This is a genomic window from Enterobacter sp. JBIWA005, assembly GCF_019968805.1.
Classification (GTDB): Bacteria; Pseudomonadota; Gammaproteobacteria; order Enterobacterales; family Enterobacteriaceae; genus Enterobacter; species Enterobacter vonholyi.
The window spans coordinates 51831-67039 of sequence record NZ_CP074159.1 but is presented as its reverse complement, the minus strand read 5'-3'; the positions used below and the strand labels follow the sequence as shown (position 1 = coordinate 67039).

At 62.2% G+C, this 15209-nt stretch carries 4 protein-coding genes and 1 pseudogene; 3 read left to right on the top strand and 2 right to left on the bottom strand.

Annotated elements, in window-relative coordinates:
• Positions 1–21: 21 nt before the first annotated feature.
• The 3 genes from uraH (at position 22) to KGP22_RS00265 (ending at position 2732) form a co-directional block, all read left to right on the top strand.
• Positions 22–435: a hydroxyisourate hydrolase gene (gene uraH, locus KGP22_RS00275; protein WP_111964277.1), complete on the top strand. Its 414-nt coding sequence runs from the start codon at positions 22–24 to the stop codon at positions 433–435.
• A gap of 102 nt (positions 436–537) precedes the next feature.
• Positions 538–1497, top strand: a complete 960-nt coding sequence (locus KGP22_RS00270; RefSeq protein ID WP_111964276.1) for a DUF523 and DUF1722 domain-containing protein — start codon at positions 538–540, stop codon at positions 1495–1497.
• A gap of 146 nt (positions 1498–1643) precedes the next feature.
• Entirely contained in the window at positions 1644–2732 is a 1089-nt protein-coding gene (locus tag KGP22_RS00265) for an AAA family ATPase (protein ID WP_223580843.1), read from the top strand.
• 56 nt (positions 2733–2788) lie between these two features.
• Here KGP22_RS00265 and KGP22_RS00260 read toward each other — a convergent pair whose 3' ends face one another.
• Entirely contained in the window at positions 2789–3040 is a 252-nt protein-coding gene (locus KGP22_RS00260) for a hypothetical protein (protein ID WP_127729056.1), read from the bottom strand.
• Positions 3041–3692: 652 nt separating this feature from the next.
• Positions 3693–15206: pseudogene (locus KGP22_RS00255) on the bottom strand (hemagglutinin repeat-containing protein); the annotation flags it as partial.
• Positions 15207–15209: the final 3 nt, after the last annotated feature.

The window sequence follows — 15209 nt, the reverse complement described above, 5'->3', positions numbered from 1 at the left end:
ATAACTCCACAGGAAAACACCATGAAAAAAACTGCCCCTCTGCTGATGCTGGCCGCGATGGCCTTTACCCCTGCCGCCTTTAGCGCCGCCCCGGCCGGCACCCTGAGCGTACACATCCTCGACCAGCAAACCGGCACGCCTCCACCGGGCGTCACCGTAACGCTGGAAAAGCAGCAGCAGGACAAATGGACCCCGATCGCCAGCGGTAAAACTGACCAGGACGGACGCATCAAATCACTCTATCCGCAGGACCAGGACATGCAGCCTGGCGTGTATAAAGTGACCTTCAAAACCGCAGAGTACTTCCACGGCAAAAAGCTGGACACCTTCTTCCCGGAGATCCCGGTGCTATTTACCGTGACACGCACCAACGAGAAGCTGCACATCCCGCTTCTGCTGAGCCAGTACGGTTACTCGACCTATAAGGGCAGCTAAGGCGCATTGATTCTAAAGGAATAAAAAAAATAGTTCCGCGAATACTTGGACAAATTAGTCATGTTGTGTAAGTTTTAATTATATGAACGGGAGGACCACACCATGACGACGAAACCAGTGCTGGGTATTAGCGGATGTTTGACCGGATCCGCCGTTCGCTTTGACGGCGGACACAAGCGTATGGGCTTCGTCATGGATGAGCTGGCCCAGTGGGTGAATTTCAGACCCGTCTGCCCGGAGATGGCCATCGGCCTGCCGACGCCTCGCCCGGCCATACGCCTGACGCTGACGGAAAGCGGCGAAACGCAGCTCCGTTTTAGCAAGCCGCCTCATGATGACCTCACGCAGAAAATGGCCGACTTTACGGCGGACTATCTGCCAAAAATCGGCGATCTGTCGGGATTTATCGTCTGTGCAAAATCCCCAAGCTGCGGCCTGGAACGCGTGCGGCTGTACGATGAAAACGGCAACCGGGGCCGCAAGGAGGGGGTCGGGCTGTTCACCGCAGCCCTCCTTGAAACCTGGCCGTGGCTGCCCGTGGAAGAGGACGGACGCCTGCACGACCCGGTGCTGCGGGAAAACTTTGTCGAACGAGTTTTTGCCCTGCACGAACTGAACACACTGCGTAAAAATGGCCTCACGCGCCGCGCGCTGCTGGACTTCCACAGCCGTTATAAGCTCCAGCTGCTGGCGCACCATCAGGCGGGTTACCGTGAAATCGGCCCGTTCGTTGCCTCGCTGCACGAGTGGGAAGACCTGGACGCCTTCTTCGTGGCGTACCGGGAAAAGCTGATGACCATCCTGAAAAAACCCGCCTCGCGGAAGAATCACACCAACGTGCTGATGCATATTCAGGGCTATTTTCGTAATCAGCTTAACACCCGCCAGCGCGGCGAGCTGCGCGACGTGATTCTGCACTATCGCAACGGACAGTTGCCAATCCTCGCCCCGATCACGCTGCTGAAGCACTACCTGGCCGAATACCCCGACCGGTATCTGATGACGCAAAACTACTTTGATCCCTATCCTGATGATTTGGGTCTGCGTCTGGCAGTCAAGTGATGAAAAAAATGCGAAGGCCCCATTGACCCATAGAGGCCCAAAGCAGTACCCCGTTTAGACGACATCCTCACTGTCGTCTCTTTTTTGCATTTCATCTCAAAGACTGTGATTATATACAGGCCTATTCTGCAAAAAGGGGCCTGCCTGTGATCAACACCCTGCACATTCAAAACTACCGCTCCATCCGCGACATGTCGCTGGAGCTGGAGCAGCTCAACATCGTCTTCGGCCCGAACGGCACCGGGAAATCCAATATCTACAAGGCGATACATCTAATGCACAGCGCCGCTCAGGGGCAGTTTTCCCAGGCGCTGGCGAACGAGGGCGGCATTCTGAAGGTGTTCTGGGCAGGCAAAACCCGCAGCGACCAGCTGCGGCGGATGAACCTCGCGGTGGAAACAGAGACCTACGAATACGAGCTGCAGGTCGGGTTTGTGGAGAAGCTGCCCTATCCCTCGCAGTTTCAGCTCGACCCGGTGATCAAAGAGGAGTCCATCTGGCTGAGCGGCCAGCACCGTCGTCCTTCGTCACAGCTGATGAAGCGTAAGAACCAGGCGGTGTTTCTGAACAACGTGCATCACGAGAAGGTGACCCACAGCGGCACGCTGTACGAGAACGAATCGGTATTCGGACAGCTCGGCGAACCACACCTTTACCCGGAAGTGTCGCAGATGCGGGAGTCCCTGCGTAACTGGCGATTTTATCATGAGTTTTCTGTATCAATCGGCTCGGCAATGCGGGCTCCGCAGGTCGGCTTCCGCTCTCCGGTGCTGGCCAGCGACGGCGCTAACCTGGCGGCCGCGTTTCAGACCATTGTCGAGATTGGCGACGAGCTGCTGCTGATGCGCATCCTCGATCAGGCCTTCCCCGGCTGCGTGTTTTACAGCGACAACACTGGCGGACGTTTTCGCATGATGATGCAGCGCGAGGGGCTGAGCAGACCGCTGGAACCGGCGGAGTTCTCCGACGGCACCCTGCGCTTTCTGTGCCTTGCGGTAGCGCTGCTCAGCCCGCGCCCACCGGCGTTTATCGCGTTGAACGAACCGGAAAACAGCCTGCACCCACAGATGCTGCCCGCCCTGGCGAGCTTAATTGCCGAGGCCAGCCGCTACTCGCAGATCTGGCTCACCAGCCACTCGCCGGAGCTGGCGCAGTTGATTGAGAAACAGCGATCGTTTTCGCTGTATCAGCTGTCTATGGCGGAGGGGGAGACGAGGGTGGAGAGGCTGGGGTAAGCCGCATTCTCCTCCTTAGAAGCCCAACAAAAAGAAACATAGTCCCAAACTCGACATTACTCCGGGGGCTTCCTTCGTATCTTGCGTTCATCGAGTAATGCATATAACCACGATCTGACGGCTGCCGCGATTGCTGCAATAGCGCTTACAACGACCACCCGCTTGATCTCTGGCCGGTCAAAAACCACTTCATGGCTGATGATGAATTTAACGACAATCAGGGCCAGAGAGAAAAACACCAGGCAGCAAACAAACAGGTAGGCAATGCTGAACAGTAACCTGGCGATAGTAGGTTTATTTTTTGTCATTTTTGTTCACCTCATCTTTAACAGCATTGCCGATAAACTCTCCCCCCAGAGAACCAATAATATCGCTAACTGGCGCACTTCCCGGGCCTAGCACAGGACTAAGCAACGGTGGAGCAACCACGTTGACTAGCGAACCAAATATCCATCCAGACGTCGTTCCTGCAAAAGCACCGGGATCCGCGCCATCTGTGAACAAAGTACCGCCGTAAGAAATCCCCAGACCAGCCAGTGGTCCGCGCCCTGCCACTAATGCCGCGGAGACGCCTACCGATAAACTCGATTTATAATCCCATGTTTTTTGCTGGCTAACCGGGAGACTAAGATTCTTTTCGCTGTTAATATCAAACCATTGATATGTCCCATTCGCAATTTCCGCTATTACTATCCCCCCGACCACTTTCCCAGCGGTTGCAACCGGAGCCAAATACGCCGCGCCCGCTATCATCACACCATCTTTGTAACCATTTACAATCACCTTCGTAATATTTGTACTGTCTGGCATATCGCCTACGACCATGTGTTGAGAGGCTTTAACTTTCTCTTCATCACTCATCGGATTCATGATATTTCCATTTTCATCAATCAAATTAGTGTTAAACATCAGCGAGCCCTGAGACTGCAAGTAACTGCCCATTCCAGGTAGGCCAAACTCATTATTCTCAACACTATTCTTCCCGGCACTAGCCCCAGCCGCCGCACCAGCCGTATTCCCCCCAGCAATCCCGCCAGCTATGCCCGCTGAAACAGACGCCAGCGTGCTCACGGTCTGCCTCTGATCTTCCGTCAGCGTCGACGGGTCTGTGACCGAATAGAGCTGTTTGGCAATCGCTGTCGCAATCAGTTCGCCGGATGCAGCCCCCACAGCGCCCGCTGCGGCACTGTTACCCTGAAGGGCGGCGGTTACGCCGCCGAGGATGGCATGGGCAATCGCTTTTGCCGCCGTGTCGTCATTAATGCCTGCACGGTGACCGATAATGTACGCCAGCTCCGGTGCTGACGCGCCCGCCAGCGCCCCTCCGATATTGCCGCCCGCCAGTCCCTGCAGCGCTGCAGTGGCCGCCTGGATACCGCGCTGCATGGCGCTGCCGGTTCCGTACGTCACCATCACTTCTTTGTATGCCTGGGTATCTCGCAGTTTCGCCAGATAATCCTGGCGCTGTTTCTCTGTCGCGTTTGCGGGGAGTGTTGCGCCGGTTTCTTTCTGTGCCGCCTTCAGCCCGTTCAGGTCACCCTGCGTCCTGGCAATATCCGCCACCTGGCTGCCAATTTCGCTGATCATTCCAACTGCGTTCAGGCGGTTCTGCTCTTTCTCCTTGTCGAAGATCGGGCTGATGCTGTCGTTGGCATGTTCGGTGTCGCGACTCAGATCGGCTACGTCCTGCTTCTGGTTTGCCTTGTCGCGGATAGTGAGGGAGCCTTCTGCTAAGGCTGCCTGCGTGGTGCCTTCCTTATGGCCTTTATTACCCGCAGCGGAAATCATGCCCCCCGGCAGGTTGCCCTGGAATTTATCTCCAAAGCTGCCGCCGCCGCTCAGGCTGATACCGGAGTGCGAGGTTTTAAAGTCCGCTTCGTTGTGGATATCGCTGAAGCCCAGCGTCCCGGTGTCGAGGCTGTTTTTATCCGGCGTGGCGGTAGAGGCGATAACCGCGCCATCAAGCTGGGTGTGATGCCCGACGGTGATGTCGAAGCCGCCGTCCCCGGCATACAGCCCGGTTTGTTCGGCCACCGAATCAAAGCGGCTCTTCATCTTGTCCTGGCTGGCGTTGATATAGCCTGAACCGGACATGGTGCCGAAGGTGAAGCTGCCCCCCGCCGCAACGCTGGTCTGCTTGCTGTCGTAGTCGCTGTTGCCCTGCTGGCTGCGCATCAGCAGATCGTGACCAACATCTGCCACGATTTTATCGCCGTTAACCTGGGCCCCGTTGAGCACGGTGTCGTGCCCGCTTTTAAGGGTGACGGTTTTGCCGCTGTCGATGGTGGTTTCGGTCCAGTCGGTACCGTTGCCTTTATCCTTGCCGTGCGCGGCGTTGACGTTGGCAAACACGCTGATACCCGCGCCGCTGCCTCCGGCACCGATGCTCACGCCAATACCGCCACCGCTGCTGCTGTTCTTGCCGCTGGTTTTTTGGGTATTCGCCGCGCCGGACAGCAGAATGTCGTTCTGCGCATCCAGCGTGGTGTCGCCCCCGGCTTTCAGCTGGCTACCCGCAATCACGATGTCGCCGCTGTTCACGCCGTTGTTTTTGCCGTTCGCGGCGATGGAGAGATTGTTGCCTGCGTTCAGCGTGCTGCCTGCCACCGCATAACTCTCAGCATGCTGCTGTGATTTCGACTTCTGGGTCGTCAGCGAGAGGCTCACACCCATTGCGTTCGGGTCGCCGGTGGTTGCCGCCATATCCGCAGCCTGCCCGGCCTGCACGCCGGACAGCACCGTTTTGGTGGCCTGAAGGGCTTTCAGACGTCCATCACTTTGCTCTTTGGTCTCTTGCGCCGCGCTCACGGCATTGTTAATAGCGCTACCGACGGTGCCGGAGAGCGCCACGGTGAGCCCGCTTTTCTTCTGCTCGAAGGTTTCATCCCGGGTGCGCTTGTCGTGCCCCGGCTCGATGATGACGCTGTCGCCGCTGAGGCTTAAATCTTTCCCGGCGATAAGATCCGCACCGCCGATATGGGCCTGGTTTCCGGCAGAAATCGCGACGTTACCCCCCGTCGAACCCACCGTACTGAAGCTCTGGCTCTGAGTGGTGCCCTTCTCACGGAGATCGTGCGTGCTTTTGCTGCTGCCGATGGTGAAGCCAATCCCGCCCGAGCCCATCAGGCCGGATTTTTTCTCTTCCTTAAAGCGCCAGGAGGTATCGCTGTTCGTGGCCGCCACGATATCGACGTTGTTGCCCGCCTTCAGCTTCACGTCGCCATCGCCCGCGACGGCGGAGCCTGACACCAACAGGTTATTGCCCGCAACCACCTGCACGTTGTCGCCGCTCAGCAATGAGCCGGATTCACGCGTCGCGCTGTTCTCCTCGATGGTGTGGGTGCTTTTCTTGCTCAGGAACCCTTTTTTGGTTTTGGTCTGCTCTTTGTAGTGATAGTCGCTTTCGGTTGCGGTATTGAGATTGACGTCGCGGCCTGCCGCCACGCCGATATCGCCCTTCGCCGTCACCTGCGCGGCTTCGGTGGTGACATCGCGCCCGGCGAGGATTTGGGTATTCGCCCCGCTGGCGATCTCGGTTCCCTGCTGACGCACCGATTCGTTGATGACGGTTTTCTTGCCTGACCTGTAGCTGTCGCCCTGCGTGGTCTCTTCTGCAGCCAGATTCACGTCGCGACCCGCCTGCAGTCCGACGCTTTTCTCCGCCGCCAGCGCGGCGGCCTGGGCGTTGATATCCTGTCCGGCCTTCAGGACCAGGTTATCGCCTGCGGAAATCGTGGTGCGGTCAAGCCCGGTGCTGTGGGACTCGCTTTTCCCTTTCCGGCTGCTTTCGCTGGTTTGCTCTGCGTTCAGGTTCAGGTCGTTGCCCGCGCTCAGCCCCGCGCTGCCGCCCGCCTTCAGGTCGCTGGCGGTCACGTCAAGGTTGTGCCCGGCATTCACCAGCAGGTTACCGCCCGCGGTGACGTTACTGCCCTGATACGTGACGGACGAACGGCTGGTTTTCGCCCGGCTTGAGCTGAATGCGTCGTTGATCTGATTCGCGTTGACGGCAATATCGCCCCACGCGTTCAGCAGCATATCGCCGCCGGAGGCCAGGTTCGCGCCGGTGACGGTGATGTTTTTCCCCGCCTCAAGGGACAGACCATCCTGTGCGGTAATGGACGCCGTGTTGCCCAGCAGGGTGTCTTTCAGGCCGATGTTGCCGTACTTCCCGCCGGCGTTGATATCAATCTGCTCAACCTGGGTCAGGTTATTGATGCTGCCGTCCAGGCTTTCCAGCGCGACCGTTTTGCCGCTGATGGTGGAGCTGATGTTATTGATATCGCCGATGGCGCTCAGGTTCAGGTCGCCGCCCGCTTTCATCAGGCCGTTGCTGAGGTTGCTGATGCTGTTCTGGCTGTCGAGCGTCAGGCTGTTTTGCGCCAGCAGCGTGCTGCCGCCGTTGGTGATGCTGCCGCCCTTCAGGGTGACGTTGTTGCCCGCGATCACGCTGCCGTTGTTGACGGTGACGTCCTTCGGCGACAGGTAGAGTTTCGGTACCATCACCGTTTCGCCGTTGATAGTGGCTTTCTCCCACCACAGCAGGCTGTGGTCGAGCGCGGCAATCTGATCGGCGGTCAGCGAGACGCCAAACTGCAGGCCCAGCGACTGCTGCGCCGCCGCGGCGTTGTCCATCAGATAGCGCATCTGATCCAGATCGGAGCCGATGCCGTTCAGGTAACGGTTACCGGTCTGGTTGAGCACCACGTTGGAAACGTAGCGGGTATCGAACGCCGCATCGCCGAGGAAGCGGTAATCGTAGTCCGGGTTCAGGTTGAGGCGGCCCAGCATGTAGGACGAGCCGAGGAATTGCTTCTCGTCCGTAAACGCCAGCCGCGTCTCCTGCGGCGCCGTGGACGACGGTTTGATCCCGAGCATTGCGTTCAGGTCGGCAAACAGGGCGGGATCAAGCTGTCCGAGACCGTTCAGTTTCGGGTTGATGCCGATCAGGTACGGGCTTTTCGGGTTGTCGGAGAAGACAAAATAGCCGTTGTTGCCCGACGGCAGCGGGTAAGCGCTGGTATCGACGCGCTGGCCCTGATAATGCCCGACGGCTCCGCCCTGAGCGGTTCGGAGATCGGCGGTGGTGACCCCGGCGTTCGCCAGCGCGCCCAGCTGGCCGAGGTTCGCGTTGCCTTTCTGCGTCGTGGCAATGTTGCTGAGAGGCGTGCCGGACGCGCCGCCGTTTTCCAGCGCGCCGCCGCCGTTAAGCTGCTGCAGCGCACCCTGGAGCCGATCGTTCCACTGCGGCGAGTTCACCGCCACGGTGCCGGTAGCGTTCAGCCCCTGTTTTTGCACGCCGCTGCCGACACTCTGATTGCTGAGGGCGTTCAGCGACGGCGTGGAGATGACGTTGCTGACGCCGCCCGCGTTCGCAGTGGTACTGGTGTTGCTGATGTTACTGGTGAAGTTTGCGGTGACGTTGCCGCCCGCCTGGATGACGGCGCGTAAGGTTTCGCCCTCCACAGATTCAGTCGTCAGACCTTGTAACTCATAAATAAAGGTCGAGTTAGCTTTTGGTCCAGGATATCCCGATTCCGAAGATGAACCCCCAGTAGAACTGAGATACTTATAATTATAAAAAGTCCCCGTTGTTCCCGATTGATAGCTCTCATTGTTCAGCTGCGAGCCTGAAAGAGATGCGTTACGTTCACTCAGTATTTGACTTGATTTATTTTCCAGAGTACCAGCATTGATAACCAAATCGCGCCCGGAAGCGATGCGCCCCGCGCCACCGCTCGCACTTACATCAAGATGTACCACTGAGCCAGCAAAGCGCATTTGGCTGCTCTCTGCGGTAGGAACAAAAGATGAACTGTAAATATCGTACTCAATTGCACAAGTACAGTTGCGATATCCTTTGGTTTTCGTATTGCTGATTCTGTAAGACGTTGAAGGGAGACTCAGGACAAGCAGTTCAATCGTTGCATCACCGACGTTTTCAGCCAGTTGTGAAGTCTCCGTCCAGCTATTTACCGAAAGTCCATCACGGGTATTCAGCAAATGCCCCGTTCTGATCGCAATATCCCCATTCTGCGTCTCAATATTCCCCGACGTGTTCACCACCTGGCTGTTCGCATTCCCCGCTGCATCCCGCTGCATCCACAGGTTATTCCCCGCCATGATGTCGCCGCGCTGGTTGGTGATGCTGTCGGCAAACAGCGCCAGGTTATTCGCCGCGTACAGCAGCGCGGTGTTGACGATGGACCCCGGCGCGCTCAGGGTCAGCGAGCCGCGCGTGCCGGTGAAGCCGTCCACGGTAATATTGCTCCGGCTGGCAACGGTGATGTCGCCTCCGCCCTGCACCGAGCCCGCGGCGTTCAGCGCCACGCTGCTGCCGGAGAGCGTGCTCGCGCCGCCGCCGGTGGTGATTTGTCCGTTGTTGCTGAGCTGCCCGCCCGCGCTGAGGTTAACCGCCTGCCCCTGCAGCACGCTGCGGTTATCGATGTCGCCGCCGCTGCTGATGGTCAGGGTTCTGCCTGCCGCCACGGCGGTCCGGCTGGTAAACGCGTTCGTCAGCTGCAGCGTTAAGTCCCCCAGGGAGACCAGCTGGCCGGTCAGGTCCAGCCCCCGGCTCTGCAGCCACAGGTTGCCGCCGCTCAGCAGCCTGCCGCCCGCGCTCTGGGTTACCTGGTCGGCATTAATGTTCAGCTGCGCGTTGCCGAGCAGCGTGCCACTGTTGTTCAGCTGGCCGTAGTTAACCGTCAGCTGTCCCGCCTGGGTGGTGCCCTGGCTGGCAAACGCGGTGCCGGTCAGGGTGGCCCGGTCGGCCACCCACGTGCCGCCGTTGGTAGCGTTTGCCGCATTCAGGATCAGGTCGGTGGCCTGCAGCCAGCCGGTGCCGGTGAACTGCGGCGTGCCGAGCGTCAGGCGCGCGCCGGAAAGAAGCCTGCCGTCGTTACGCGCCTGCGAGGAGGCGGTCACGCGCGTCTCGCCGCCGCCCTGGATAAGGCCGTAATTAAACAGCGCGGGCGTGGTCAGCGTCAGCGCATCGCGGCTGACGATTTCGCCTCCGCTGCTGTTGGTCAGCGTCCCGCTGAGGGCCAGCGTCGCGCCGTTATCGCCCTGCAGACGTCCGTTGTTGGTGAGCGCCCCGGTGGTGATGCCGAGCGTGCTCCCCTGCATTTTGCCCTCGCTGGTGACGGAGGCCGCCGTGACGTTCAGCGCCCCGCCGGAGAGCAGGGTGCCGGTCGACTGCTGGCTGACCGCGCCGGTCTGGCTGAGGGTCAGGCCATTCACGCCGCTGATGGCGCCGCTGTTGCTGAGCGTGCCGCCCGTCAGCGTCAGGTTTTTCGCCGCCCACTGCCCCTGGTTCGCCAGCGTGGCGGCCTGCAGCGTGGCCGCACCCAGCGCGGTGATCTTACTGCCCGCGGTTCCGGTGAGCGTGTCGGCCAGCGTCATCTGCAGCCCGTCGGCGCTCTGCACCGTGCCGCTGTTGCTGAGCGACTGCGCGTTAAGCAGGATGTTCTGCGCCTGCCAGCTGCCGGCGTTGGTCACCGCGCCGGATGCAATGGTCAGCGCGCCCTGAGTGAGAAGCCTGCCGCCTGCGCCGTTAATCAGCGCCTGCTGCGGCACGGCCATCGCCATGCGCGCCATCAGCCGCTGCTCCCCCTGAACGGTCAGGCTCTGCAGGCCGGTCAGCGTGCCCTGGTTGTTAATGCTGTTCTGATGCAGCGCGAGGGTGTTCCCCTGCACGGTGCCGCTGTTTTTAAGGGTGCTGCCGCCGAGCGTCACATCGCCCTCGCTGAGGAGCTGCCCGCGGTTATCCAGCGTCTGTGCGGTGATATCCGCCCGCCCCTGGCTCATCAGCGAGCCGGCTGAGGTCAGCGTGCCGCCGGTCGTGGCCGTCAGCGCTCCCTGGCTGAGCAGGGACCCGCCGTGCGTCCAGTCGCTGGCGCGGATGTCCGCGCCGTTCCCCTGCAGCGTGCCCTGGGTGGTCAGCTGGCCTGCATCCAGCGTCAGCATGCCGCCGGAGAGGGTGCGCGAGGCCGCGCCCGTGGTCAGCGCGGTGCCGGTGAGCGCCAGGCCGTTCGTTCCCTGCATCAGCCCGCCGTTGTTCATCTCGCGGGCGGTGAGGGACAGCGTACCGCCAGTGATGCGCCCCGGGTTCGCCAGGGTGTCCGCGGTGAAGGCGGTCGTGCCGCCGCTCTGCAGCAGCCCGGTATTCGTTAACGCCCCGCCGAGCGTGCCGCTGAGTCCCGTCTGCCCGTTCACCGTGCCGCTGTTGGTGAGGGTGGTGCCGGTCATGCCCAGCGTCGCGCCCTGCAGCGTACCGGCGTTCGTCAGCTCTCCGCCCGTCAGCGTGAAGCCGCCGCCGGAGAGCCATTTGCCGTTCTGCTCGTTGATAAAGCGGTCAGCGGCGGCGTTAACCGCGCTGCTGCCCTGCATCAGGCCACTGTTGCGCAGCTCCGTCGCGCCAGCTGTCAGCGTTTTGCCCGCCACCGTGCCGCTGCTGGTCAGCGTCGTCGCGTGAAGCGCGGCATCTCCGGTGGCAACGATGTTCCCCGTGCTGGTCAGGGCACTGCTCAGGCCCAAATCCAGGTCCTGCGCCTGAATATCGCCCCGGTTGGTCAGGTCGCTGCCCCGCAGGGTAAACCCGCCGTTCACCAGCAGCAGGCCGGCGTTATCGAGCGTGTCGAGGGACAGGTCCAGCGAACTGCCGCTAATCAGCTGCCCGGTGGCGCCGTTGCTCAGCGCGCGGGTGGTCAGCGCCAGCGTGTCGTTGCCCTGAAGAATCCCGGTGTTGTTCAGCTGCGCAGCCTTCACCGTCAGCGCCTTCCCGGCCAGCTGGCCGTCGTTGAACAGCTGCGCCGCCGTCAGCGTGAACAGGTTCTGGCTGAGCAGGGCGCCCGTGTTATCCAGCCTGCCGGTCGTGGAAAGGGTCAGGGCGTCCAGCGTCTGAACGCTGCCCTGGTTATTCAGGCTCCCGGCGTCAAGCGTCGCGCTGCGCCCCTGCAGGCTGCCCGCGTTGCTCAGCGTTTGTCCGCTGAGCGTCAGGGTCTCGCCGCCCGTCACCTGGCCCTGAGGCTGGTTCGTGAAGGTGTTGCCGGACCAGGCCAGCGTGCTGCTGCCCTGAAGCAGGCCGCTGTTCTGCAGGTCGCCCCGCAGGGTCAGCACTTTCGCCAGCAGCTGGCCCCGGTTACCGGTGCTGCCGGCCTGGACGTCCAGCGCCTGCTGGCTGAGCACCTTGCCGCTGTTGGTCAGCGTGCCGGTCACCGCCGCCGTCACGCCCGCTTCCCCCAGCGCGTTGCCGGTATTCATCCACTCGCCGGTGGCCAGGTTCAGGGTGTTGCCCTGCAGCAGCCCGGCGTTGGTCAGGGTGGTGTGGCGCAGGCCGAGCGCGCCGCCGGAGAGCAGCATGCCCGCCTGCAGGTTGCTGAGCTGTGCCCCGGTCGCCGTCAGGGAACGGGTCCCCTGCAGCGTGCCGCCGTTGGTCACCGACGCGCTGTTAAACTGCGCGTCGGTACCGGCCATCAGGCCGCCGTTCGTCAGGCTGGCGGTAGTCAGCGTCAGGCCGTCCCGGGCAATCACCCGCCCGTCGGCATCGTTGCTGGCCTGGCGGGTCAGGCTCAGCAGCAGCGCGGTGGCGCTGAGCTCGCCGCTGTTGGCCAGCGTTTCACCGTTAAGCGTGAGCGTTCCGCCGCTGCGCAGCGCACCCCGGTTAGTGAGGTCTGCCACGCCGAGCGTCAGGGCCGCGTCCCCCCCGACGGTGCCCTGGTTCTGCAGGCTGTCCGCCGTGATGTGCAGGTCGCCGGCCGCAATATTGCCCGCGTTAGTAAATGCAGTGCCGTTCAGGGTGAGCCGGTCGTCCGCCAGCAGGCGCCCGCTGTTGGTCAGGCTGAGGTAGTCGCTGCTCAGGCTGACGCCGTTGATTTCACCCTGGTTTGTCAGCGTGTCGCCTTTAATGCGCAGCGTGCCGTCGGTGGTGATAAGCCCGCTGTTGGCCAGCGCCGGAACGTTCAGCGTTAAATCCTGCGCGCTGTAGACCGACCCGCCGGCGAGGTTCGTGAGCGACCCGGTCTTCAGGTCGAGCAGGGTGGTCCCCTGCAGCAGCCCGCCGTTCTCCACCGAGGCACCGTCCAGCGCCAGCGTACCGGCAACCAGCGTACCGCTGCTGGTGATGCGCCCGGGGGCCGTCAGGGTCATGCGGTCCGCTTTTGCGACGCCGGACTGGAGGATGTTCTGTCCACTGAGCGCGATGGCGCTGGCGGTGAGCTCGCCGCCGCTGGTCAGGTCGCCGGTCGCGTTAAAACTCAGCGCGTTACCGGTGGATTTCCCGGCGTGCGCAAGGGTGCCCGCCGTCACCGACAGAGCCCCTTTCGCCGCCTGCGTGCCGTTCAGCGAGGCATTCTTCGCCTGCAGGGTAAGCCCCTGCCCGCTCTGCAGGTGCGCATCCTGGCCGGTGGTCAGGTCGCCGGTGCTGACGGTTAATGCCCCCGCCGCGTCCGTCTGCCCGTTCAGGCTGGCGCTGCGGGTCGCGGTAATCTGTACGTTACCCTGGCTGGTGGTGCGGGACGCCTGACCGCTGGTCAGGGTGCCGGCCTGCGCCGTCAGCGCCGTCGCGCCGGACAGGGTGCCGTTCTGCTCAAGCGCGTCTGCCGTCACGCGCATCGCCCCGTCAGCCAGCAGGCTGCCGCTGTTACGCAGGGTCTGCTGCGCCGTGACGTTCGCGTTGCCTTTCGCGCTGAGCGTGCCCCGCTGCTCCAGGGTACCGGCGCTCAGCGCCAGGTTGCCGGCGCTCTGCAGGGTACCGCTGTTAGTGACCGTCTGCCCCTTCAGGGTGACGTCGTTACCCTGCGCCGTGCCGCCGTTCGTCAGCTCTCCCGCGTTCACGTCAAGGCGGCCTTTCGCCGCCAGCTGGCCGCTGCTGGACACCCTGTCGCCGGAGAGCGCAATGTCGCGCCCCGCATTCACCTGCCCCTGGTTACTGACGGCGCTGCCCGTCAGGCGAACATCGCCCGCGGCATCGGCCCGGCTCTGGCCGTCCAGGACTATTTGCCCGCCGCTCAGGGCCAGATTCTCTCCTGCCGAGACCGCGCTGGCCGCGGAGGACAGCGTGCCGCCGCTGCTGAGCGTCGCGCGGGTATTGCTTCCGCTGCGGGTATTCGTCAGGGTGATATCTTTCCCGGCCGCCACGCTGAGCGCGCCTTTGCTGGTGACGCTGCCGCCGCGCTGCGTCAGGCTGCCGCCGGTGGACAGCGTGGTGTCGGCCTGACCCGTCAGCGTCGCATCCGCAAGCGCCATTCCCTGTTTGCTCGTGACGGTCAGCGCCCCGCCCTGTGCCGACACGCCGCCGCCGTTGACGGTCAGGGTGTCTTTACTGTCCAGCGTCGCAGCGCCGCGGGAAACCAGGGAGGTATTGCTGAGCGTCATCCCCTGCCCGCTGCTCACCGACAGCGCGCCCGCGCTGTTTGTCCCGCCACCCGTCGTCTGCACTTTCCCCGCAGCGGAAAGGCGCATATCGCCCTGGCTGGCGAGCGTGCTGTTATTGAGTTTCACATCCTGCGAGCTGGTTACATTCACCGCGCCACCGGCCTGATGGCTGCCGCTGAGGGCCACCCCCGCGCCATTCGCGGTAATCGAGCCGCTGGCCAGGCTGTTCGTGACCGTCAGTTTCCCGCCCGCGTCCAGCTGAATGTCGCCCTGGCGCGCGGTGAGGTTGCCGAGGTTCACCCCCACGCCCGTCTCGCTGGAGACCAGGCGAATACGGTTCGCATACATCCCGCCGAGCGCGCCGGTATCCACGGCCACCACGGGCGCGGCGCCCTCACCGGCAACCGGCCTGACGCTGCCGTCTGCGCCCACGCGGTTCGCCCCTGCCGTCACCGTCAGGTCGTTCGCGTGTATCGCGGCGTTCACTTCCGTCGCGCGCGCAATAATCGACAGCGCGTCGCTTTTACTGGCATCCAGCCCCTGCCCTTCAACCGTGATGGCCCCTTTCGTCACCTCCAGCGCCTGCAGGTTACCGCTGGCGTCGAACTGCGGTTTCCCCGTGGTCAGGGTGACGTTCGGGGTGTTGATAAATCCGCACCCGTTACAGGTAATGCCGTACGGGTTGGCCACCATGACGTTTGCTGCTTTACCGGCAACTTCCGTGTAGCCCTGCAGCTGCGAGCGGCTGGCACCCGTGACTTCGTTGATAATGCCTTTCGCTTCCCGCCCGGCCTGCAGGTTGGGGTTGTTCTGGATAAGCCCGCCCAGCTGGGTCCGGGTTAAACGGTCCGTGCCGTTGTTAAGGATAAGCCCCTCTTTGCCGACGTTATACTCACCGAACTGGTTATGCGAGATACCCGCCCCGTTGGGCGTGGCGATGTTGACGACCGGCACCCCGTTCCCCGCCCGATCGACCGTGGCCTGTCCGGCCGGCGTGAGCGCCGCCGCGACGGCAGGCGCCATCGGCTGCCAGACCATCAGGCCGCAGACAATCCAGCTGATCAGACGCTGCGAGAAACGAACGGGTGGGTGACGGGTATCCATAGT

Excerpts from the sequence above, each read along its gene's own strand:
- KGP22_RS00260 (WP_127729056.1), bottom strand. The coding sequence starts at position 3,040 with ATGACAAAAAATAAACCTACTATCGCCAGGTTACTGTTCAGCATTGCC.
- uraH (WP_111964277.1), top strand. The coding sequence starts at position 22 with ATGAAAAAAACTGCCCCTCTGCTGATGCTGGCCGCGATGGCCTTTACC.
- KGP22_RS00270 (WP_111964276.1), top strand. The coding sequence starts at position 538 with ATGACGACGAAACCAGTGCTGGGTATTAGCGGATGTTTGACCGGATCC.